Origin of the sequence: Luteitalea sp. (genome assembly GCF_022842525.1) — a bacterium.
GTDB lineage: Bacteria > Acidobacteriota > Vicinamibacteria > Vicinamibacterales > Vicinamibacteraceae > Luteitalea.
Genome location: NZ_JALHPM010000021.1, coordinates 24,995 through 46,560, shown reverse-complemented (window position 1 = coordinate 46,560; position 21,566 = coordinate 24,995). Strand labels below are relative to the sequence as shown.

The window sequence follows — 21,566 nt, the reverse complement described above, 5'->3', positions numbered from 1 at the left end:
AGAGATGACGGGTTGGTGCGAGAGGCCGAGCGACTAGGCGTGGCTGCCCCACTGCGTGTGGAAGGAGCCTTCGCGGTCGGTGCGACGGTACGTGTGCGCGCCGAAGTAGTCGCGCTGTCCCTGCGTGAGGTTGGCCGGCAGCCGCGCGCTGCGGTAGGCGTCGTAGTAGGCCAGCGATGCCCCGGTGGCGAGCACGGGAATGCCGAGGCCCACGGCGGTCTGCACGAACTCGCGCCAGCCCTGCTGCCGTTCGGCGACGGCGGCGCTGAAGAACGGGTCGGTCAACAGGTTGAGCAGCTGCGGGGTGCGGGCGAAGGCGGCGCGGATGTCCTCGAGCAGCGTGGCCCGGATGATGCAGCCGGCACGCCAGATGCGCGCCACTTCACCGGGGTCGATGTCGTAGCCGTACTCGGCCGAGGCGAGACGCATGAGGGCCATGCCCTGTGCGTACGAGGTGATCTTGCTGGCGTACAGGGCCTGGCGGGCGGCGGCGATGAGCCGCGCGCGGTCGCCGGTGAACGTGGGCGAGGGTCCCGTCAGCACCGCGCTGGCGGCGACGCGCTCGACCTTGAGGGCGGAGATGAGGCGCGACTCGACGGCGGCGTTGACCGTGGGGATCGGGGCCCCGACGTCGAACGAGTTCTGGCTCATCCACTTGCCGGTGCCCTTCTGCTGGGCCTCGTCGAGGATGACGTCGACGAGCGGGCCGCCGGTCTCGGGATCGCCCTGGGCGAGGACGTCGGCGGTGATCTCGACGAGGTACGACTTCAGCTCGCCACGATTCCAGTCGGCGAACACGTCGGCAATCTCGCCGGCCGTCATGCCGAGGCCGCGGCTGAAGACGTCGTACACCTCGGCGATGAGCTGCATGTCGCCGTACTCGATGCCGTTGTGGACCATCTTCACGTAGTGCCCGGCACCGCGCTGTCCGACATGGCCCACGCAGGGCAGGCCGTCCTCGGCCCGCGCCGAGATGGCCTCGAAGATGGGCGCGACGGCGTCCCAGGCCGCCCGCGATCCGCCGGGCATGATGGCCGGACCGCGCAGCGCGCCTTCCTCGCCGCCCGACACGCCGGTGCCGAGATAGAGCAGACCCTTCGCGGCCAGGGCGGCCTCGCGACGATCGGTGTCCGTGAAGAGCGAATTGCCGGCGTCGATGATGATGTCGCCGGCCTCGAGGTGCGGCACGATGTGCGCAATCACATCGTCGACCGGCTTGCCGGCGGGCACCATCAGCAGGACCTTGCGCGGCGTCGACAGGATCTCCGCGAGGTGCGCCGCGGACGACGCGCCGATGGCGGTACTCGACACCGCAGCGAAGGCCTCGGTCTTGGCTGCGCTGAGGTCGTACCCCGCAACCGCGAAGCCGCGGCTCTCGATGTTGCGGGCCAGATTGCCGCCCATCACGCCGAGCCCCACCACGCCGATGTCACACGCCATTGCATCCCTCTCGCACACCCGGTTACCGACCCAGGCTCGCGCGGGCGCAGGGTTGGCCGCGCGCCCGAGAGCCGGGCCGTATTGTGTGCCGATGGAGGGGGAAAATGCGAGGCGGGCGGCCGCGTCAAAGGTCAGAAGGGCGAAAAGGGCCAACAGGGCAAAACGACACCGACAAAGGGGGAAGGGTCAAGGCGGAAAGGACCAGGCCCCAAGGGGCTTTCGATCCTCCCCCTTTGACAGGCGCGCTCAGTACACGTCGGCGCGCAGGGTAATGGTTCGGCCGGGCTGCACGACGACGTCGAAGGCGATCGGGGTGAATCCCGGGGCGTGAATCTCGATGCGGTGCTGGCCTGGCTCGAGATTCAGGTGCTGGAACACCCCGTCGAAGTCGTCGACGATGCCGACGTAGTTGCCATCGGCGAACACCTGCGCGTCTCGCGGCGCGTCGGTGATGCGCAGGCCGCCGTAGAGCCCGCCGGGCAGCGGATCGTAGTAGGCCGGCGGGATGGCCCCGAACGGGTAGAGTCCGTCGGCGCCGTAGAACGCGCCGATGCCGATGCTCGGGCGGTAGTAGTACGGCTGCCAGGCGCCGTACCCGAGGATGAACGGAGAGACGAACCGGGGCGCCAGGACGCGGGAGCCGGGGGCCCAGCCGCCACGCCAGCCCGGCGCGATGTACCGGGGTGGCCCGTAGTAGCCGCGAGTGCCGTAGTAGCCACGGGGGGCGACGTACCCTCGCGGGCTGACGTAGCCGCGCGGCCCGGCGTAGCCCGCCCGCGGCGGGACGTAGCCCGGACGGCCATAGCCCGGACGCGCGGTGTAGCCCGGGTCGATGTAGCGCCCGGTGTAGCCCCGGTTCGCGTAGGCCTGGTCGCGAGGCACGGCGTAGCGGCCGGTGCCTGCACCGTCGCGCGGTCCCGAGGCCTGCGGTGGGGCGGCGTATGGTCGTGGTCGCTCACCGCGCTCCGCTTGGGGCCGACGACCCCCGCGGTCCTGAGGCGGAGCGGCCTGCCGGCCCCGAACCTGCCCGCCGCCGCGGTCCCCCCCACCTCCCCCGCCGCCGGGGTTGCGCTGGCGCTGCGCGAGCGCCGGGTCGGCAGCGGCCAGCAGGGCGGCGAGGAACACGGCGGTGACCACTTGTCTGGACATGACGGATCTCCTGCTGCTGTTCATTCAATAGCCGCGCCAGTCGCTGCAGGCGCTCTGGCGGGGCTGTCGCCACGACGCGTCAGGCCGTTCCCGTTCCGGAGACGCGCGGCAAGGAACAGGGCGTCCTCCGGCGGCGTCAGTACTGAGGCATGCCCAGTCGACGTACCTTCCTCGCCACCGGTCTTGCCGCCAGTGCTGGCGCCACCGCCTGGGCCAACATGTCCTCCTCCTGGGGCGCCCGCTTCATGCGTGAACGCTTCGCCGAGATCGGCAAGTCGGTCCCGACCGCGCCACACGTGCCCGACCCGTCCGCGTGGGCCGACAACGCCATCACCCTCGCCTGGCTCGGCCACGCGACGGTCCTGGTCAACTTCTATGGCCTGCGGATTCTGACCGACCCGACCTTCTTCAACCGGATCGGGGTGGACGCCTGGGTGGGCACCATCGGCCCGCTCCGGCTCGTGCAGTGCGCCCTGCCGCCCGAGGCCGTCCCGGACATCGACCTGCTGCTCGTGTCGCACGCCCACTTCGACCACCTCGACACGCCCTCGCTGGCGGCGGTGCCGGGCACCCCGGCCGTCGTGATGGCGCGGGGCACCTCCGACCTGCTCCCCGACCGGGCCACGGCGTCGGTCGCCGAACTCGGCTGGAACGAGACCGTGCACGTCAGGACGCCGCGCGGTGACGCGCACGTCCATGGGCTCGAGGTCCGTCACTGGGGCGCCCGCGTGCGGCGCGACACGTGGCGCGGCTACACCGGCTTCGTGGTCGAACGCGAGGGACGCCGGTTGCTGATCGGCGGCGACACCGCCGACACGCCGCTGTTCCGGGACCACCGGCGACACGGCCCCTTCGAGGCCGCCGTGATGCCCATCGGCGCCTACGATCCCTGGATCAGCAACCACTGCACGCCCGAGCAGGCCGTCTCGATGGCCGACGCCGCCGGGGCTCGTCTCTTCGTGCCCATCCACCACCAGTCCTTCAGGCTCAGCCGCGAGCCCGTGCGCGAGCCGATCGAGCGCGCCGAGGCCATGCTGGCCAAGGAACAGGGCCGGCTCGCCCTGCGCGACCTCGGCCAGACGATCGTCCTCGCCAGCTAGCGACGCCTGGGACAACGGACATGGCGACGCGACCGCGGCGGCGCACGTTCACCGCGACACTGCAACGGATCGCCGGCAAGGGCGGCTGGACCTTCGTCACGGTGCCGCCGGCACTCACACCGCGACACGCGGGCGCCTGGGGACGACTGCCGGTGAGAGCCACGGTGGACGACGTGCGCTGGGACACGAGTCTCTGGCGCACGAAACAGGGCGATGGCTTCCTGCCGGTGCCGAAGAAGGTGCGTGGCGACAAGGAAGAGGGCGCGGTCGTCCGCGTGACCTTCGTGCCGTTCGACGACGAGGACTGACACCGGTCTAGAATCTGCCTACTGCCGTGACTCAGCCTCCCGCTTCCCTCATGCGACCCCTGATGCTCGGCGTGCTCCTCGTGGCGGCAATGACGACCGTCTCGGCGCAACCGGGCAAGAAGGTGTTCATCTCGGTGGACATGGAAGGCATCAGCGGCATCGCCGGCGACGACCAGCTCAGCGCGGCCGGGGCCGAGTACAACAGGTCGCGCCGGCTGATGGCCGACGATGCCAACGCGGCGATTCGCGGCGCGCGGGCCGGCGGCGCCACCGAGATCGTCGTCAACGACTCGCACGGCAGCATGCGCAACCTGAGGCTCGAGGATCTCGAGCCGGGTGCCACGCTCATCAGCCACAGCTTCAAGCGTCACGGAATGATGGAAGGCCTCGACGAGACCTTCGACGCCGTCATCTTCATCGGCTATCACGCCAAGGCGGGCACGCCGAGCGGCCTGTTCGCCCACACCGGCAGTGGCGTCGTCGCCGACGTGCGCGTGAACGGCCGATCGGTGGGCGAGGGCGGGCTCAACACGCTGATGGCCCACTGGTACGGCGTGCCCGTGGTGCTGGTGACGGGCGACGACGTGGCGGTGGCGCAGGTCGCCGAGGGCACACCCGGGATGCGGACGGTGGTCACCAAGCGCGCGATCAACCAGCGCGCCGCCGCGTTGCGCCCGCTGGACGTGACGCGGGCCGAGATCGAAGCCGCCGCACGCGAGGCCGTGGCGCGTGCCGCGCGCGGCACGCCGTCGAGGACGGCCCCCTATCGCGTCGAGGTACAGCTGCGTTCGAGCCTCATCCCCGAAGTCGCCGAGATCCTGCCGGGCATGCAGCGGCCCGCGGCCGACACCATCGCCTTCAGCGCCGACACCATGCCGCAGGCCTACGCCCTCGTGCGCTTCCTGTATCGCTACGTGAACCCCGACTGACCGGTCAGGGGATCTGGCGGCCCTGCGCGGCTTCCCAGAGCGCGTACCAGTCCTCGCGCTCGAGCACGAGGCCGTCGGCGTCCGCCGCGGCCTGCAGGCGTTCGAGCCTGTTGGTGCCAATCACCACCACGGGGCGGCTGGGGTGCGCCAGGATCCAGGCATAGGCCAGTTGCTCGAGCGTCACGCCGGGGTACCGGGCCGCCATGCGCGTGGTCAGCGTGGCGAGGCGTACGGCCGCGGGGTTGGCGGGGTCGAACAGACGCCCCCCGGCCAGCGGACTCCACGCCATCGGCAGCACGCCGAGGCCCTCGCACTGATGCAGCGTCCCGTCGTCGATCGGCGCGGTGTGCAGCAGGTGGAACTCGATCTGGTTGGTGGCCAGGGGCTGATCCATGCAGGCGCTCAGCAGGTCGAACTGCGAGACGCTGTAGTTGGAGACGCCGGCCGCCCGAATCTTGCCCTCGCGGAGCAGCGCGTTCAGGCCGGACGCGGTGTCGTCGGCCCGCGTGAGCCAATCGGGCCGGTGCACGAGGAACAGGTCGACGTGATCGGTGCCGAGCCAGCGCAGCGACTTCTCGAGACTCTTGACCAGACGCGGACCGGTGGCGTTGTAGTGCGCGGTCCGGCGTTCGGGGTGGTAGGCGCAGGGCACGTAGATGCCGGCCTTGGTGACGATCTCGAACTTGTCGCGCAAGCCGGGCGAGAGCGCGAGCGCCTCGCCGAGCTGCTTCTCGACTTCGTACAGGCCGTAGATCTCGGCGGTGTCGATGGTGGTGATGCCGAGTTCGAGGCAGGCGTGCAGGCGCCGGTTGATGTCCTGGGTCGTCGGCGATGCGGCGAGCAGCCGCCACGTGCCGTAAACGATGCGGGAACACTCGGGTCCGCGCGCTGCGAGTCTCGTTCGTGTCATGTCAGGGTCGCGTCGTCTGGGTGTGGGGGTAGCGGAAGCGCGGCGGTGGCGACGATGGTGACGCCAGCGCGGTCACGGCGTCGACGGTGAGCGTGACGACGCGCGACAGTTTGTCGAAGTCGAGGCGATCGACGGTGTCCACCGGTTCGTGATAGCCGGGGTGGAAGCCGCCGAACAGCCAGATGGCCGGGACGCCCTTCTGCAGGAACGGCAGGTGGTCGCAGCGGAACAGCGTGCGCATCGACGAATCCCGATCGAACTTGTCGCTGAGCGTGAGTCCGGCGCCGCTCGACGCGCGCTGCAGCAGCGCGGCGAGATCGGGACTGAAGGAAGCGCCGACCAGGTTCAGCTGATCGGATCGCCCTGCCGTGATCTCGTACGCGCCGATGCTGTCCGGTGTGTGTGCCTCGTTGCGCCCGACCATGTCGAGGTTGAGCACGGCCCGGGTGGTGGCGAGGGGCCGGAGCGGGTGCGCGACGTAGTGGTACGACCCGAGCATGAGCTGCTCTTCCGATCCGAACGAGACGAATAGCACGCTGCGCGCGAGACGTCGGCCGGCGAGGAGCCTGGCCACTTCGACCATCGCCACCGTGCCGGACCCGTTGTCGTTGGCGCCCGGATACAACTTGCCGCCCTGGGTGCCCAGGTGGTCGTAGTGCGACGTCACCAGCACCGTCTCGTCGCGCAGCACCGGGTCCGTGCCCGGCAGCAGGCCGACGACGTTCCATGAGGTGCGCGTGCCCGAAGCGCCATTGACCGCGCGGATGGTGACGGTGACGCCGTCGAGCCGACGCGACGCGGGTGTCGCGCTGCCGTCGATGGCGCGCTGCCAGTCGGCGGGCGTCCGTCCCGTCCCCTGCAGGAGCGTTGTGGCCGCGTCGGCCGGCAGGGTCAGGCGGGGAATGCGCAGCTCCCCGGACCGCAGCGCCTGCGGGGACGCGCCGATGCGGTCGGGCGGGCGGGGCGCCGTCCGATGCGTGTTGACCGGCTCGGTCACGACGAGCACGGCGACCGCGCCATGCTGCTGCGCGTTGAACGTCTTGGTCCAGGTGCCCGCATGCAGGGTCAGGCCGGTGCCGTGAAACGCCGACCGCGGGTCGTCTTCCTGCGGCTCGTGATCGAAGACCAGCACGACCTTGCCGCGCACGTCCACGCCGGCGTAGTCGTCGTAGCCGAACTCCGGAGCCGTGATGCCGTAGCCCGCGAAGACCACCTCGCCGCTGATGGCGATCTCGCGGGTGGGGTCGGGAAAGGCCACGGCGATCGGGACGACGCGATCCTCTCGCCCCGCGTGCCGCAGGGTGACCGACGATACGTCGCGATCGAGGCGGAGCGGGACGAGATCGAACGGCTGCAGGTAGGCGTCGCCGGCGGCCGGCTGCAGGCCGGCCTTGCGCAGTTCCGTGGCGAGGAACCACGCTGCGGCATCGGCGCCGGGCGTCAGCGAGGCACGGCCGTCGAGGGGCGGCGACCCGAGGAACTCGAGGTCTGCCCGCATGCGATCGGCGTTGACCGTCGGGGCCGAGGGCGACTGCGCCAGCAGAGGCGCGATCGCCAGGCCGACGACGATCGTGGAGAGCGATGGCGTCCGCACGGCGCTACTCGGGCGTCGCGGGGGCGGCCGCCGCCGGCACCACCGTGACGGTGAGGCTCGACGGATACTGCGTCGAGTGGTGGATGACGTTGCGCGCCACCACCGGTGCACGCTCGTCGTAGTTGTTGCCGCCGGTATTGAGATTGCGATCGAAGCGCGGGAAGTTGCTGCTCGACACCTCGATGCGCAGCCGGTGCCCTGGCGCGAACCAGTTGCTGGTGGTCAGGGGCTGCAGCGTGACCTTGTGGACCTTCCCCTTCTCCATCCAGACGGGTGGGCCGTCGTAGCCCTCGCGGTAGCGCATCCGCTGGATGGACTCGTCGAGGTTGTACGCCCGCCCGTCCGGGTAGACGTCGAGCACCTTGACGGTGATGTCGGTGTCCTTCGCGTCCGACGACACGTACAGCGTCGGCGTGATCGGGCCACTCAGCTCCGTCCCCTCCGTGAACGGCTCGGTGGTGTAGACGAGCACGTCGTGGCGCGTCTCCATCCGCCGCTGATCGAAGGACCCTGCCTGGATCGCGTTGCCCGTGCAGCAGACGTTGCCGCCGTAGGACAGCACGGGATTGGCCGGGTCGTAGACGAAGCTGTCGGGCGTGTCGGTCGCCGGCGCCGTCGCGGTGAGCCGCCCGTCGCCATACAACGAGTTGGCGCGCCCACCGCTCGACAGGTAGAAGGTCCGCGGCTGCGCCGTCTTCGGTGGCCAGGTGTCGGCGGTGTGCCACGTGTTGCTGCCCATCCGGAAGTAGGTGACCCGCGGCAGGCGGTCGAGCCGCGCCGACGTCTCCCCCTTCAGGAACCGGTCGAAGAAGCCGTAGACGATGTCGTTGTAGTCGAGGCGGGCGTCACCCATGCTGCGTTCGCCGACGATCGTGTCTGCCGAGGCGCGGGTGTAGGCGCAGTGCACCACGGGCGCGACGATGGCCCACTGCTGGTCGGCGACGTCTGGGCGCGCCGTCTTGCGCACGTGGTTGAACATCGCCAGGTTGGGCCCGACCGAGACGTCGTACCAGGACATGAACCACAGGCCGGGCACGTGCAGCGGCATCGTGTCGTGCCACAGCCCACCCTTGTACCAGGCCGGATCGTTCGGCGTCCGTCGCACCATCGCGCCGCCCGTCGGCACCGGCATGGCGTCGGCGAAGACGCCGCGCGGACCCTCGGCCGCCTTCAGGATGTCCTGCACCGGCAGCGTCCAGAGCACCGTGCCCCAGTCCACCGGCGGCATCTGGGGCGCGAGATCGAACAGGCGCGCCGCCTGCACCAGATCCTCGCGGCTCGTGTCCTTCGGGAACTGGGGCCGCACCTGATTCTGTTCGCCGTAGAGCCACGCGATGAACAACATCTGCGTGGCGCCGCCGCGATACCAGTTGCCCTGCTCCAGGTACGGACCGACGCGGCCCACGCCCGCGCCGAAGCCCTGGACGTTCATCGCCGCGAACCCGGGATGGCCGAGCGAGGCCACGGCTGGCTGCCATTCGGCCGTCGACGAGCAGCCCGTCGTGCCGACCTTGCCGTTGGACCACGGCTGCTTCGTGAGCCACTCGATGGCGTCGTAGCCATCGGTGACGGGCGCGCCGAGGATGTCGTAGTGCCCTTCCGAGAAGAAGTGTCCGCGCTCGTTCTGCACGACGTAGGCATAGCCACGCTTGACCGCCGCCAGCGGGGTGGACATGTCGGCGGGCACGCGGTTGCGGACGTCCCAGTGGTTGACGTTGTACGGCGTCTTCGAGAAGACCACGGGGACCGGCCCGGTCGCGTGCTTCGGGCGGTAGATGTCGGTGGCGAGACGCACGCCGTCGCGCATCGGCATCATCACCTTGCGCTCGACGACGGCGATCGACTGCAGCTCGTGCTCCGTGTCGCGACGCCGCTGCTGCTCGGCCGGGGAGAGGCCGGCCTGCTGGGCTGGCAGCCACGCCACCGTCGTGACACAGGCGATGGCGATCAGCAGGACGAGACGACGAGGTGCGGCCAACGAAGGATGCGCAGGCATGCGACGCCGCCCCCTGTGCGGCGCGACGATTATCACGCGTCTCGGGTCGAGGCCTCGGACCCACGCAGGAGCCGGACGCCCCACACCAGCGCGCCGAGCATCAGCACGGCCCCGGCGAGGTGGAGCGCCCACGCGATGCGGTGGTCATGGGCCAGCAAGCCGAGGCGGCCCAGGATGAACTCCCAGTCGTGTCCCTCGACCTCGGCGCCCGTGCGGCCACCGAGCAGGACCAGCGTCAGCGCACGCGCGTCGTTGACGTAGAGCGCGACGTCGAGCAGGTTTTGCCCCGTCCACCAGCAGGCCACCACACGCCCCCAGCGATCGGGACTCGTCGTGGAGAAGGCGATCCAGCAGGCCACGGGCACCAGGATCTGGAGGAGGCTGCCGCCGAGCGCGGTGAGGAGCGCGCCGAACGGGCTGAAGAGGATGTGGCCGGCCTCGTGGAAGGGCAGGCTGACCAGATGGAGGAACGACGAGCCGACGACGTCCTGCCGCATCGGCCACACGAGGAACAGCCACGTCCATCGCGCGAGCAGCAACAGGAGCAGTGCCCGGGCGAGGCGAACCATGGCCGAGATGATAGCGGAGCCGCGCCCGCCATTGACGAGACGGACGGTACGCAATACCGTCCCTCATGCGCATTCACTCGCTCGTGTTCTCCCTCGCCGTGGCCGCCGCTGCTGGCGCCCTGTGCGCGGACCTGGCCGGTCAGGCTCCCGCGTCGGCACCGAAGGCCTTCATGGACAGCACCGGTCCCGGCTGGCGGACCCTCGGGCCGAAGGACTTCGCCCCCGTCAACGGCTACCCCGATACCTGGGCCTGGGACGGCGATCTGCTCAAGTCCACCGGCGTGCCGATCGGGGTGATGCGCACCCGCGACATGTTCCTGAACTTCGAGCTGGTGGTGGAGTGGCGTCACCTGAAGTCGGCGGGCAACTCGGGCGTCTTCGCCTGGGTGCCGATGAAGGCGCTGGACGGCCTGCCGCCCAACGAGCTGCCGAAGTGGGGCATCGAGGTGCAGATGCTCGACCACGGTTACCACGAGTTCCACAAGCAGACGAGCGGCGGCAAGCCCGGCGACTGGTTCACCACCAACGGGGACATCTTCCCCGTCGGCAACTCGACTCTCGACGTCTTCGAACCCAGGTCGCCCGATGGATCGCGCAGCTTTCCGCGCAAGCAGCTGAGCCGCGGCGTGGGCGAGTGGAACTACTACTACGTGCGGGGCATCAACGGCGAGATTCGCCTGTGGGTCAACGGCGAGGAGGTCTCCGGCGGCCGCAACGCCAACCCGCGCACGGGCTTCCTCTGTCTCGAGGCCGAGGGATCGCCCGTCGAGTTCCGCAACATCCGGGTCCGCGAGCTGCCGTAGCGCGCGAACCATCGGCGTGCGGCCTCGAGGGGCCGCACGCCTGCCACCGCTAGTGGGTGGTGACCTTCTCCATGTCGCGCGCGTCGCGCACGGCGTCGTGCACCTGACGCACCTGCCCCGCCTGCTGTCGCACCAGCGCGGCCGCGCTGGCCGGCAGAGTCTCCTTCTGGGCCGCGTCGTACGCCGCCTTCGCGATGTCCTCACCGCGTTCCGCCTCGGCCAGGATGGCGTGGTCACTCTTGCCGGTCACGACCGACTTGATGTCGATCCATCCGCGGTGCAGTGATCCGCTCACAGTGCCCGAGGTCTCCGGATCGCCACCGAGCGTGCGCACCTCGGCCTGCAGGGCCCGGGCGAAGTCCCCCCGCTGGCTCGCGTACTCGCGAAACTTCGTCTGATACGCCGGATTGGTGAGCCCCTCGGCCGCCGTCCGGAAGCCGTTCTCACCGTCCTTGCAGGTTTCGATGAGGTTGTTCAGCACTGAGATGACGTTGTCGTTCTGCATGCCTCGTTGACGAAGCAAAGGCGGTACCAACCACCTCGCCCGATCCCGGCGGGGGCCGAGCACGCATCGTGCAACCGCGGACGAGCGCCGATGGTGGCCCAGCAAGGGAGTGAACGTGCGACGAGTGATGCGTGTGGGTGTGGCAGGGGTAGCAGTCGCGCTGATGGGACTTGGCTGCGCGGGAGCGACTGACGAGACTGCGGCACCAGGCCCCGCCGCGACGGCGGCCCAGTCGGGCGTTCCGGACTGCGCCCCGATCGAGACCCGCGAGCCGAACGTCCCCGATCAGCAGCCGACGGTCGCCGGCCAGCGTCGGGCCTGCGCCGCGCCGGCCAGCCCGGCCTTCGACGTCACCGTCGTGGCGCGCGGCCTCGACAAGCCCTGGGCGGTGGAGCCGCTTCCCGGTGGCGACCTGTTGGTGACGGAGAAGCCCGGCCGCCTGCGCATCATCAGCGCCTCGGGCGAGCTCGGCGCCCCGCTCCAGGGCGTCCCGAAGGTCGACGCCGACGGCCAGGGTGGCCTGCTGGATGTGGCGCTGAGCCCGGAGTTCGACCGCAATCGCACCATCTTCTGGAGCTATGCCGAGCCCCGCCAGGGCGGCAACGGGACGAGTGTCGCTCGCGGCGTGCTGTCGCAGGATCGGACCCGCGTCGAATCCGTACGCGTGATCTTTCGCACACAGCCGACCTACGACGGCGACAAGCACTTCGGGTCGCGACTCGCCTTCGGCCCGGACGGCATGCTCTACGTGACGCTCGGCGAGCGATCCGATGCGCCGATGCGGCCGCAGGCGCAGCAGCTCACGAGCCATCTCGGCAAGGTCCTGCGCCTCACGCCTGACGGCGTGGCGGCCCCGGACAATCCGTTCGGTGACAAGGAGGGCGCCCTGCCGGGCATCTGGAGCCTGGGTCACCGCAACGTCCAGGCGGCGGCGTTCGACGACCAGGGTCGCCTGTGGGTGGTCGAGCACGGCACGAAGGGCGGCGACGAACTCAACCTCGTGGAGAGCGGCAAGAACTACGGGTGGCCGCTCGTGGCCTTCGGGGAGGAGTACTCGAGCAACCCGATCGAGGGCGCCGTGACCACGCGCGAGGGCTTCGTCGACCCGGTCTACTACTGGGATCCGGTGATCGCGCCTTCGGGCGCGGAGTTCTACACGGGCAGCGCCTTCCCCGGTTGGCGCGGCAACCTGTTCACGGGCGCGCTCAAGGACAAGCTTCTCGTCCGCCTGGTGATCGAGAACGGCAAGGTCACGGGTGAGGAACACCTGCTGAAGGATCGGGGCCAGCGGATCCGCGACGTGCGGCAGGGCCCGGACGGATTCCTCTACGTGACCACCGACGAGAGCAACGGTGAGGTCTGGCGCCTCTCTCCGAAGAAGTAGGCGCTTACGGGTTGCTGTAGCGCCAGGCCGAGGCGCGGGGCCCTCCTCCCTGCCCGTACCCGCCAGTGATGAGGGCCCCACCGTCGGCAAGCGGCGCCACGGCCGAGAACAGGCCGGCGAGGCGCGGTGCACCAGGCACGAGGGCAAAGGTTCCCGTCAGGGGATCGTGCAGCTCGACCTGGGCCGCGCCCCCGGCCAACAGCACGCGCCCATCGGCCAGCACCACCGCACTGCCCGCGTGCTTGTACCGGGGCAACTGCATCGAGGGCCCGCTGGCGAAGGTACCGCGGCGCGGGTCGAAGACCTCCGTCGTCTGGAAGACGCCCTCGCTGTCGCGCTCGTCGCTTCCACCGGTCACGAGCACACGCCCATCAGGCAGCCGCACGGCGTCGTGCTTGTGCCGGGCGGTTTGCAGGTCACCCACGCGTGTGAAGGCGCCGGTCGTCGGGTCGTACACCTCCGCCGAGGCATGCAGCCGCAGCGCGGCGCGCCGGCCGCGATGCCCGCCCGCCACCAGCACGCGCCCATCGTCGAGGCGGACGGCCGTGTGGCTCTCGCGCTCGATGGTCATCGGCCCGGTGCGCGCGAACCGTCGGGTCTGCGGGTCGTAGATCTCCGCGCTCGCCAGGAAGGTCCAGCCGGACCCGAGCCCGCCCGCCACCAGGACCGTGCCGTCCTGCAGCAGCACCGCGACGTGGTCGGCGCGCGCCTCGAGCAGACCGCCTGTCGGGGCGAACGTTCGCGTGCGGGGATCGAACACCTCCGCAGACGCGAGCGTCGTGGTGCCCTCGCCATAGCCTCCGGTGATGAGCACGGAGCCGTCGCCGAGGCGCGTCGCGGTGTGGCTGTGTCGCGTGACCACCATCGGCGGCACGGTGGAGAACGAGGCGGTGGCCGGCTCGTAGATCTCGGCGCCGACGACGGACCCCTTCTCGACGAAGCCTCCGGCCACGAGGACGCGCCCGTCGATCAGCGCCGTGGCGGTGTGCGCGGCGCGGTTGGCCCGCATCGTCGTCGCCGCGACCAGTTCGCCGGTGCCGACGACGGCACGCGTGCGGCGGTCGCGTGACAGTCCTTCAGGGTCGGGAGTGGCCGCGACGAGCGCGACGACGATCGTGGCCGCACCCAGCAGCCCCGCTGACGGTCCGGTGAGTCTCATGCGAGTCCGTGCCTTCCTGCGCGACGTCCCCCACGCCCATCGCGCCGGGGAGGCGTGGTGAAAGGACGCGGCGAAGGGCAGAACGTTAACGGACGCGGGCGCTTCAGCCCTGGGTGCCGCTGATGACGCGGAGGTAGGCCTGCCACGGGCCCACTTCCTCGGAGTACTGCCGGGCGAGCACGCGCGACACCTGCGCGACGTGATCGAGGTCGTGAGCGACCCACGTGGCCAGGAGTTGCCGCAGCGTGACGCGCCCGAACGCCGGATGCGTGCCGGCACGATCGAGGTCCCCCGAGGTGATCTGCAGCGCCGCGAGTCCCCTCAGGCTGTCAGCGCGCGCGGCGGCGAAGGCGGCGAGCAGGTCCGGCAGCGTACGACCCGCCGACGCCGCGAACTGGGCCTGCCGGTCGAAGGGATCGAAGGTCCGGCGCTCACCCTCGGTCAGGATGATCGTCACGCGCGGCAGCCAGTCGGCCTGCTCGCCGTGGACGAGGTGACCGAGCACGTCGAAGGGGCTCCAGGTCTCGCCGCCCTCGTGCGCGTGCGCCCAGGTCTCGGGGAGACCGCGCAACAGCGCGTCGAGCACCGCTGGTGTGCGCGACAGCAGCGCCACGGCCTCCTCGAGGGCGAACGGGCGTCGCGTACGGTCGTCTGCGTCCGGCATCAGGAGCGTCCCGGCTCAGCGCGCGGCGTATCCCGGCGCAGGTGTGCCGTCGTCCTGCAGGTGGCCGACGGTCCAGAGCAGTCCGCGCGACACGACGCCGAGGTAGACGGGGTCGGCAATCATCGCGGTGTTGTGCCCGAGCGAGGTGACGAAGACCTTCGCCTTGCCGTGGGTGTTGGTCCACATCAGCGGATACGTCTTCTTCGACTCGATGCTGTGCGCCTGCGCCAGCGGCGTCATCGACGGCCAGGTCCGCTCGAGCTCGTACAGTTCCTCGGGAATCGTCACCCACGGCTGCGGCACGCCACGCATGATCGGGTGCGTCCTGGCGACGACCTCGACGGTCAGCGGGCGCTGGGCGTCGTGGCGCATGCTGAACGCGCCCATCAGTTCCCCCCACGCCCGGGTCGTCGATCGCCGGTAGCTGTGGACGGCGCCATGCAGGATCACGGCGCCCACACCGCTGTCGCGGTGCGCCGCGGCCAGTCGCTCGATCCACGGAACGTCGACGACGTGCGAGAACGACATGTTGTAGAGGACGACGTCGAAGTCCTTCGTCCAGGCCGTGTCCTTGTGTCGGTCGATCAACGTCTCCGTGGAGGTGCCGGCCGTGTGATCCACGGTCCACTGGACATTGGCGACCTTCGCGACGGCAGGAGGCACGATGGCCTCCTGCTTGACGAACTCGTGAAAGCCTCCGCCGGTGACGTAGAGCGCCCGGATGGGTCGCGGGGGCTGGGTGGCGGGCCCCTGTTCCGCTCGGGTGACCGCGAACAGGGCGAGGACGGCCGTGGCGAGTGCGAGCGTGCGAAGCATGGGGGCGGATTATGCCCCGTCGCGGTGCTGCTGGTCGAGCACCGCCCTGCCGCGTGCCGACAGACGGTATCCCACCTCGAGACTCTCGGTCAGCCCCAGTTCCTTGAGCTGGCGGACGCGCCGCTTGAGCACGGGGGTTTCGACCCCGAGCTGCCCGGCGAGCACGTGCGACACCGTGCCTGGCGCTTCGCCAATCATCTGCAGTACCCGGATCGTCCAGGGCGACGACGCGTCCAGTCGGGCGAGGCGTGCCGCGATGGCGAGAGCCTCGTCCGAGTCCGGCGCACGGTCGCGGAGCGCCAGCCGTGGGTCCTCGCCGATCAGGCGCAGCTCGATGCGGAGCAGCGTCCCGTCGCCACGGATCTCGTCGCGCAACGCGGCGAGAGAGGTCGCCCCGCAGCGGGCGATGTCGTCGGCGGTGATGTCGCCCTCGTCGATGATGCGCACACGGTCGAGGGACAGCACGCCGATCGGGGTCCGCAGGGTGGAGCCGTCGGCTGGCGGCCGGCGCCGCCAGCGGCGGAAGGCCAGGCTGATGCGCCCCTCGGCGATGCCACGGAGGATGTCGGCGCGGAAGAGCATGGCGGGCGTCGCGGCTCAGTGCTGACAGGCCCGGCAGTAGAACGTCGAGCGCCCGGCCTGGACGACGCGTGTGATGCGCCCGCGACAGCCGGGCGTGAGGCAGGGCTCGCCTTCGCGGTCGTACACGCGGAACTCGTCCGACCGGTAACTGGCGCGCGTCTGCCGGGCCACGGCCCGCCGCAAGACGGCCTTGATGGCCACGGCGAGGCGCTCGGCCGATGGCCGTGCGGCGCCGCCCGGTGTCGCGATGGTCGAGGCGAGTCGACGGGGGGACAGCCCGGCCAGATGCAGCGCCTCGGCCGCGTAGATGTTGCCGAGACCAGCGACGACACATTGGTCCAGCAGCGCGACCTTGAGCGACGTGCGCTTGCCGGCGCACGCGCGGGCCAGGGTCGTGCCCGTGAAGGTGCGTGCCAGCGGCTCGGGCCCGAGCCCGGTCAGTGTGGGATGGGACGCGCGCTCGGCGGGCGTGAGCAGGTCCATGGCGCCGAAGCGTCGCGGGTCGTTGAACGTGACGACACAGCCCGACGACATCTCGAAGACGACGTGGTCGTGCGGGTCGAGGGCGGCGGGGTCCAGCTCTCCGGCGGGGCGACCGCGGTGCTCCACGCGGAAGTCTCCGGTCATGCCCAGGTGCATGAGCAGGGTGTCGCCCGTCGAGAGTGGCAGGAGCAGGTGCTTCGCCCGGCGGCCAACCTCGAGGACGGTCGCGCCGGTCACCCGATCCGCGAAGTCGGCGGCAAACGCGCGCCTGAGGTTGGCACGGCGCAGCAGGACCCGCTCGAAGCGGGCGTGCCGCATGGCCGGGTCGAGCAGGCGGCGTGTCGCTTCGACTTCGGGGAGTTCCGGCACGCGGTTCAGGATAGCGGACGGAGGGTGCGGAACATCGAGAGGGCTGGTCTCGTCGTATGTCTTGTCACGCAAGATACCTTGCGACGTACTCAACAGACCCATGGAATCGCCGACCGCCCGCACCGAGATCCGCAAGGGGAGCATCGCCCGTGAACTCAGGCGCGGCACGCTCGAGCTCATCGTGCTGCACCTGCTCGAGCCGGGCGAGGCCTATGGCTACGAGATCGTGACCAAGCTGACCCGCGAGACACAGGGGGCCCTCGAGGTCACCGACGGCACGCTGTACCCCGTGCTCTACCGCCTCGAGCGGGCCGGCTTCGTCGGCGTGCGGTGGGACACACCGGAACGGGGCGTCCCCCGCAAGTACTACCAGCTCACCGACGCCGGCCGACAGGAACTCCACGCGCTCACCACCGAGTGGTCAGCCTTCGCTGACGCGATGGCCCGGCTGCTCGGCACAGGCCACCCACGATGACGACCGACCTCTTCCTCGCCCAGGTGCTCGCCCACCTGCCCCCGACCACACCGCGCCGCCAGCAGATCGCGCTCGAACTGCGCGGCCACATCGAAGAGCGTCTGGCCGGCGGTCAGCCGCTCGACGAGATCCTGGGTCAGCTCGGGGATCCGGCGGCGCTCGCCGAGTCGTACCTGTCGGGACTGCCGCTCGAGCCGGCCGGCTTCGGCAGCCGCCTGATCGCCAAGCTCACGGACCTGCTCGTGCTGGTCCTCGTGGTCGGGGTGCTCGCCGCACTCGCCTGGCTCAGCCCGCGCGAGGGCCTCGCCCTCATCCTCGTCGTCGTCGCCATCGCTGTGGCCGGGTTCGGGTTCGTCGGCTACACGATCTGGGCCGAGTGGCGGACCGGGCAGACGCTGGGCAAGCGACGACAGGGCCTGCTGGTGGTGCAGGAGAGTGGCGCCCCGATCACGCTCGGGCAGTCGTTCGTGCGTCAGTTGTCGCTGCTGTTCCAGATCTTCTGGATCGACGCCATGTTCGCGCTCTTCACCGAGCGACGGCAGCGCGCCTTCGAGCTGCTCTCGAAGACCCGCGTGGTGCAGATCGGCACGGAGCGGTGAACCACGAGGACCGGGCGCCTACTGCCGGTGCAGGAACGTGGAGATGCCGTTCATCAGCATCTGGACGGCGACCATCACCAGCAGCATGCCCATCAGGCGCTCCATCGCCACCAGGCCGCGCTGGCCGAGCACGCGATAGAGGAACGTCGACGACAGCAGGATGACGCCGCCGATGGCCCACGCCGTCGTCACGACCAGCAGCAGTGTCATCGTCGATGATGGGACGGCGCGATCGAGCAGCAGCAGCGTGGCGAGTGTGGAGGGCCCGGCGATCAAGGGGATGGCGAGCGGCACGACGAACGGCTCGCCCTCGGGCGCGCCGTCGGTCAGCGTGCCGTGATCCGGGAAGATCATCCGCAGCGCGATGAGGAACAGCACGATGCCGCCGGCGATGCTGACGGCTTCCTGTTCGAGACCCAGAAAGCGCAGCAGGGCATTCCCCATCAGCAGGAACGCGACGAGGACGACGTAGGCGAAGCCGAGTTCGCGGAGCAGCACGCGCTGCCGTCGTTCCGGCGGCACGGTCTTCAGCACCGACAGGAACAGCGGCACGTTCCCGAGCGGGTCCATCACCAGGAACAGCGTGACGATGGCGGAGAAGACGTCCATGGCGATCGGGGGGCGATCTTATCGCACGGGTCCTGTCGCTCGTCCGTTCGGTGGTCACGGCGATGGTCGTTGAACCCTGTATGTCTCGTCCCTTCCCGCTGATGCTCGTGGTCGCCCTGCTTGGCAGCGCGGCGTGCTCGTCTTCCGATACCCCTGCGCCGTCCGCCGCCAATGAGTCGCCCGTCGAGGCCATCGAGCGCGCCGCCGCCAAGGCCTCGCCCGCGTCGTCGGCTGCGGCAGCCAATGCGTGCCTGCTCGGCTACCAGACGCGCTACGACGCGTTGCTGCCGCTCGAGAAGGCCGCGCAGGTGGCGTCGCGGCCCGCCGAGGCCGCCGAGGTCGAGTACTCGAAGGTGCTGAAGAATCCGCAGTACCACTCGGTGCGCTACACCTGGAAGGGCACCCGGACGAAGACGGTCGAGGTCCTCGGGCGTGAGATCGAGGTGCCGCAGCACGACACCGTCGAACTGACGGGGCTCACGAGCTCGACTCTCGAGAGCTTCAAGGGGACGTACCGTGCAGCGACCGACGCCGACGAAGCGGCCCTGAACGCCGAGATCGACACGTCGAAGGAGAAGGCGCTGGCCACCGAGGGGGGCAAGGCCGTCGCGAAGAACGTCGGCGGCATGCTCATGCAGGTGACGCGCGCCTACCGTGACGTCGACGGCATCGGCGATGCGGCCAGCTTCAACAGCGTGGAGTCGACGCTGTACGTGCTCGATCGCGGCGTCAAGTTCGCCGTCACCGTGAATCTCGACGACGACGCGGCGGCCAACCGGGACAAGGCGATCGGTCTTGCGACGCAGATCGTCGAGACGTGCCGCTGAGGCGCCGGGCCGCGCGTCGCCCACCTCACGTGACGACGGCGCATGGGCGATGATCCCCGGGTGACGTCACGGTTTGCGTGGTCCCTGTTCACCGGGCGGGTGCGTACCCGCGTGCTCACGGGTGCGCTCGTCCTGGCCGTGGCCCTGAGCTACGGCGGCTGGGCGGCGCGCCGCCTTGGCCAGCGTGGCTCGGAGCGCCAGACCTTCGACCACGCGCTCGTCTCGGCCGCTGGCCGCATCGTGCAGCGGCCCGATCGGGTGCCAGACGTGCCGACCACGACGACACTCGAACTCGAGCTCGCGGCCGTGGCACGCGACCAGCAGGACCTGCTGTTCGGCATCACCGTGCTCCTGTTGCGGCTCGTCGTCACGGGCACCGTGGCTGGTGTCGGCCTGATCCTGCTCACGGCCGGATCCACCGAGTGGGAGCTTCGGAGCGCGCCACCAGGACAAGACGACGACGTGACCCCTCGCGATGGCGACTGACGACATGCAGGATCCTTCGTCCGCCGAAGCGCGGTGGACGTCGCTGCGCACCGCTCTGGTCCGCGCCGTCAGGCGACAGTGTCCCTCCTGGCTGAGCGACCACGCCGAAGACCTCGCCCAGGCGGCGCTGGTGAAAATCATGAGCGGGGTCCACGCCGGTGAGGGGAACCGGCCCCTCACGTCGTTCTATCTGTACAGGGTCGCGCACAGCGCGCTGGTGGACGAGATACGTCGACGTCAGCGCAGGCGCGAGGTCGCGCTGGAAGACGAGGGTCCCGACGGTGAGCGCGGTCGTGTCGAGCCACACGCCGCCGCCAATCCGGAACAGGATGCTTCGCTGCGGGAACTGGGCGCGGCCGTCCGCGCGTGCCTGCTGGCCATGGGGGCCGACCGCCGTCAGGCCGTGATGCTGCACCTTCAGGGGCATTCGGTGCCGGAAGCAGGCCGACTGCTCGGGTGGTCCGCCAAGCGGACCGAGAACCTGGTGTACCGCGGACTCGGCGACCTGCGTCGCTGTCTGACGTCGAAGGGCCATACGCCATGAGCACGCCCGAACAGCCCGACGTGGAACGCTTGCGCGCGGCACTGGCGAGCCTGGGCGACGACGCACAGTGGCCCGACGCCGACGCCGAACGGCTGTTCTCGGCGCTGCACGGCGAGATGAGCGCCGAGGAACGGCGCGCGCTCGTGGACGAGCTGATTCGCAATCCACGCGCCGCCGCGATGTGGCGGCTCGCGAGGGAATTGCCGCCAGACGACGCGGAGATGGCGGGCGCGGCAGGCGTCGAGGCACCACGCCGCCAGGCGCCCTGGGTCTGGTTGTCGATGGCTGCCACGCTCTTTCTGGCCGTCGGCACGATCTGGCAGATCGCGGATCAGCCACGCGAGGCGCCCGTGTATCGCAGTGGCGACACTCGGCACATCGAGTCGCTGCTGCACGACGGCGATCGACTGCCTCGGTCTGCCGCCATCCTGCGGTGGAGCGCCATCGACGGCGCTCGCTATCGCGTCCGGGTCCTGACACCAGACCTGCAGGTGCTGGACGAGTCGGCGAATCTGGACACGGCGATGTACCGGCTCTCTCCGGAGACGCTCGCCGGGATTCCGCCGGGGGGACGACTGCTGTGGCAGGTCGAGGCGCGGACGACGGGCGCGGCGCCGATCGTGGTGTCGCCGACGTTCAGCACGATGCTGGAATGACCGGGCTCGGCCGGATCATCAATCGGATCAGCGAGGAGTGCGAGATGGACACGCAGACACGGGGATCGTTCATGGTGCGGCGCGCAGGTCGACTGGCGTGCCTGGCGGCATGGCTCCTGACAGCAGCGTCGCTCGGGGCCCAGACAGGCGCGACGACCGCGCTGTCGGGTCTGCGCGTGGAGACCGGCCTCTTCACCTTCTTTGCCGGGTCGCAGCGCAGCGTGAAGGTGACCATCACCGAAGCCGGCGCTCCCCGTGTGCAGTCCCGTGTCCGCATCGTCCTGCTCGACGCGGCCGAGCGCGTTGTCGCCTCTCGGGAGGGCACGCTGGAGCGCGGACGACCCGTGGCCTTCGAGTGGCCGCTGCTCGTGAGCGAGCCGCAGACGCAGCTGCGCGCCGTGGTGACGTCCATCGGCCTCCGCGACAGGCCGAGCGCGCCCATCGTGGTGGTCGAACACATCGATGCCAATGCCTTCACGATCGGCATCAACTTCTCGTGCGCTGCCGCCAGAGGGCAGTCGAGTTCCGTCGAGCCCTACTGCCCCGGCGGCATCATCAGCACCTTCACGGTCGGGCAGTAGGCACATGCCTGGGGCCAGGCGCCTCGGCG

The 21,566-nt window shown here is 70.2% G+C and carries 25 protein-coding genes; 12 read left to right on the top strand and 13 right to left on the bottom strand.

Annotated features, from left to right (window positions below; translation table 11 throughout):
- Positions 1-33: 33 nt before the first annotated feature.
- Together gndA and Q0C41_RS06710 are read right to left on the bottom strand one after the other, a co-directional pair.
- Positions 34-1,440, bottom strand: coding sequence for an NADP-dependent phosphogluconate dehydrogenase (gene gndA, locus Q0C41_RS06715; protein ID WP_291982122.1), 1,407 nt, complete (start codon positions 1,438-1,440; stop codon positions 34-36).
- Between the two features lie 246 nt (positions 1,441-1,686).
- The gene (locus Q0C41_RS06710; protein WP_291982121.1) at positions 1,687-2,589 is read right to left on the bottom strand and encodes a hypothetical protein; all 903 of its coding nucleotides are present in this window, start codon (positions 2,587-2,589) and stop codon (positions 1,687-1,689) included.
- A 149-nt stretch (positions 2,590-2,738) separates the two neighbouring features.
- On the opposite strand from Q0C41_RS06710, the gene Q0C41_RS06705 reads away from it, so the two are divergent.
- Genes Q0C41_RS06705 through Q0C41_RS06695 form a run of 3 tightly spaced genes read left to right on the top strand, consistent with a single transcriptional unit; the run spans position 2,739 to position 4,926 of the window.
- The gene (locus Q0C41_RS06705) at positions 2,739-3,689 is read left to right on the top strand and encodes an MBL fold metallo-hydrolase (protein WP_291982119.1); all 951 of its coding nucleotides are present in this window, start codon (positions 2,739-2,741) and stop codon (positions 3,687-3,689) included.
- A gap of 20 nt (positions 3,690-3,709) precedes the next feature.
- A complete protein-coding gene (locus Q0C41_RS06700) occupies positions 3,710-3,997 on the top strand; it encodes a DUF1905 domain-containing protein (RefSeq protein WP_291982117.1) in 288 nt (95 codons plus the stop codon).
- 50 nt (positions 3,998-4,047) lie between these two features.
- Entirely contained in the window at positions 4,048-4,926 is an 879-nt protein-coding gene (locus tag Q0C41_RS06695) for a M55 family metallopeptidase (RefSeq protein ID WP_291982116.1), read from the top strand.
- A gap of 4 nt (positions 4,927-4,930) precedes the next feature.
- On the opposite strand, the gene Q0C41_RS06690 is transcribed toward Q0C41_RS06695, so the two are convergent.
- The 4 genes from Q0C41_RS06690 to Q0C41_RS06675 are packed head-to-tail and all read right to left on the bottom strand — an operon-like array spanning position 4,931 to position 9,995.
- On the bottom strand, positions 4,931-5,836 hold the full coding sequence (locus Q0C41_RS06690) for an aldo/keto reductase family oxidoreductase (RefSeq protein WP_291982113.1): 906 nt from the start codon (positions 5,834-5,836) through the stop codon (positions 4,931-4,933).
- Between the two features lies 1 nt (position 5,837).
- On the bottom strand, positions 5,838-7,430 hold the full coding sequence (locus tag Q0C41_RS06685) for a M28 family peptidase (RefSeq protein ID WP_291982111.1): 1,593 nt from the start codon (positions 7,428-7,430) through the stop codon (positions 5,838-5,840).
- A 4-nt stretch (positions 7,431-7,434) separates the two neighbouring features.
- Positions 7,435-9,426, bottom strand: coding sequence for a CocE/NonD family hydrolase (locus tag Q0C41_RS06680; protein WP_291982109.1), 1,992 nt, complete (start codon positions 9,424-9,426; stop codon positions 7,435-7,437).
- 32 nt (positions 9,427-9,458) lie between these two features.
- A complete protein-coding gene (locus Q0C41_RS06675) occupies positions 9,459-9,995 on the bottom strand; it encodes a hypothetical protein (protein WP_291982107.1) in 537 nt (178 codons plus the stop codon).
- Between the two features lie 65 nt (positions 9,996-10,060).
- On the opposite strand from Q0C41_RS06675, the gene Q0C41_RS06670 reads away from it, so the two are divergent.
- The gene (locus Q0C41_RS06670) at positions 10,061-10,798 is read left to right on the top strand and encodes a DUF1080 domain-containing protein (RefSeq protein ID WP_291982105.1); all 738 of its coding nucleotides are present in this window, start codon (positions 10,061-10,063) and stop codon (positions 10,796-10,798) included.
- Between the two features lie 49 nt (positions 10,799-10,847).
- Here the strand turns inward: Q0C41_RS06670 and Q0C41_RS06665 are convergent, their stop codons facing one another.
- Positions 10,848-11,303 (bottom strand): PA2169 family four-helix-bundle protein, encoded by a 456-nt coding sequence (locus tag Q0C41_RS06665; RefSeq protein ID WP_291982103.1) that lies wholly within the window; start codon positions 11,301-11,303, stop codon positions 10,848-10,850.
- A gap of 115 nt (positions 11,304-11,418) precedes the next feature.
- Between Q0C41_RS06665 and Q0C41_RS06660 the strand changes: the two genes are divergently transcribed.
- A complete protein-coding gene (locus Q0C41_RS06660) occupies positions 11,419-12,687 on the top strand; it encodes a PQQ-dependent sugar dehydrogenase (RefSeq protein ID WP_291982100.1) in 1,269 nt (422 codons plus the stop codon).
- A 4-nt stretch (positions 12,688-12,691) separates the two neighbouring features.
- Here Q0C41_RS06660 and Q0C41_RS06655 read toward each other — a convergent pair whose 3' ends face one another.
- From Q0C41_RS06655 to mutM, 5 genes are all read right to left on the bottom strand, one after another.
- Positions 12,692-13,846 (bottom strand): kelch repeat-containing protein, encoded by a 1,155-nt coding sequence (locus Q0C41_RS06655; protein WP_291982098.1) that lies wholly within the window; start codon positions 13,844-13,846, stop codon positions 12,692-12,694.
- A 103-nt stretch (positions 13,847-13,949) separates the two neighbouring features.
- Complete coding sequence (locus tag Q0C41_RS06650) at positions 13,950-14,510, bottom strand: DinB family protein (protein WP_291982096.1); 561 nt, start codon at positions 14,508-14,510, stop codon at positions 13,950-13,952.
- Between the two features lie 15 nt (positions 14,511-14,525).
- The gene (locus tag Q0C41_RS06645) at positions 14,526-15,326 is read right to left on the bottom strand and encodes a ThuA domain-containing protein (RefSeq protein WP_291982094.1); all 801 of its coding nucleotides are present in this window, start codon (positions 15,324-15,326) and stop codon (positions 14,526-14,528) included.
- 9 nt (positions 15,327-15,335) lie between these two features.
- Positions 15,336-15,908, bottom strand: a complete 573-nt coding sequence (locus Q0C41_RS06640) for a hypothetical protein (protein ID WP_291982092.1) — start codon at positions 15,906-15,908, stop codon at positions 15,336-15,338.
- A 15-nt stretch (positions 15,909-15,923) separates the two neighbouring features.
- A complete protein-coding gene (mutM, locus tag Q0C41_RS06635; protein ID WP_291982090.1) occupies positions 15,924-16,760 on the bottom strand; it encodes a bifunctional DNA-formamidopyrimidine glycosylase/DNA-(apurinic or apyrimidinic site) lyase in 837 nt (278 codons plus the stop codon).
- Between the two features lie 100 nt (positions 16,761-16,860).
- On the opposite strand from mutM, the gene Q0C41_RS06630 reads away from it, so the two are divergent.
- Positions 16,861-17,235, top strand: coding sequence for a helix-turn-helix transcriptional regulator (locus tag Q0C41_RS06630; RefSeq protein ID WP_291982088.1), 375 nt, complete (start codon positions 16,861-16,863; stop codon positions 17,233-17,235).
- Positions 17,232-17,834 (top strand): RDD family protein, encoded by a 603-nt coding sequence (locus Q0C41_RS06625; RefSeq protein WP_291982086.1) that lies wholly within the window; start codon positions 17,232-17,234, stop codon positions 17,832-17,834. Before Q0C41_RS06630 ends, Q0C41_RS06625 begins: the two co-directional genes overlap by 4 nt.
- A gap of 18 nt (positions 17,835-17,852) precedes the next feature.
- On the opposite strand, the gene Q0C41_RS06620 is transcribed toward Q0C41_RS06625, so the two are convergent.
- Positions 17,853-18,443: a MarC family protein gene (locus Q0C41_RS06620; protein WP_291982085.1), complete on the bottom strand. Its 591-nt coding sequence runs from the start codon at positions 18,441-18,443 to the stop codon at positions 17,853-17,855.
- Between the two features lie 80 nt (positions 18,444-18,523).
- Here Q0C41_RS06620 and Q0C41_RS06615 point away from each other — a divergent pair, with 80 nt between their 5' ends.
- From Q0C41_RS06615 to Q0C41_RS06595, 5 genes are read left to right on the top strand one after another with little or no spacing between them, the layout of a single operon-like run.
- Positions 18,524-19,270, top strand: a complete 747-nt coding sequence (locus tag Q0C41_RS06615) for a hypothetical protein (protein ID WP_291982083.1) — start codon at positions 18,524-18,526, stop codon at positions 19,268-19,270.
- A 60-nt stretch (positions 19,271-19,330) separates the two neighbouring features.
- Positions 19,331-19,756 carry a hypothetical protein gene (locus Q0C41_RS06610; RefSeq protein WP_291982081.1) on the top strand — a complete coding sequence of 142 codons (426 nt, stop codon included), beginning with the start codon at positions 19,331-19,333 and terminating at the stop codon, positions 19,754-19,756.
- Positions 19,757-19,760: 4 nt separating this feature from the next.
- Positions 19,761-20,300 (top strand): RNA polymerase sigma factor, encoded by a 540-nt coding sequence (locus Q0C41_RS06605; protein WP_291982080.1) that lies wholly within the window; start codon positions 19,761-19,763, stop codon positions 20,298-20,300.
- Positions 20,297-20,956, top strand: a complete 660-nt coding sequence (locus tag Q0C41_RS06600) for a hypothetical protein (RefSeq protein ID WP_291982078.1) — start codon at positions 20,297-20,299, stop codon at positions 20,954-20,956. Before Q0C41_RS06605 ends, Q0C41_RS06600 begins: the two co-directional genes overlap by 4 nt.
- Entirely contained in the window at positions 20,953-21,537 is a 585-nt protein-coding gene (locus Q0C41_RS06595) for a hypothetical protein (protein ID WP_291982076.1), read from the top strand. Before Q0C41_RS06600 ends, Q0C41_RS06595 begins: the two co-directional genes overlap by 4 nt.
- The last annotated feature ends 29 nt before the right edge of the window (positions 21,538-21,566 follow it).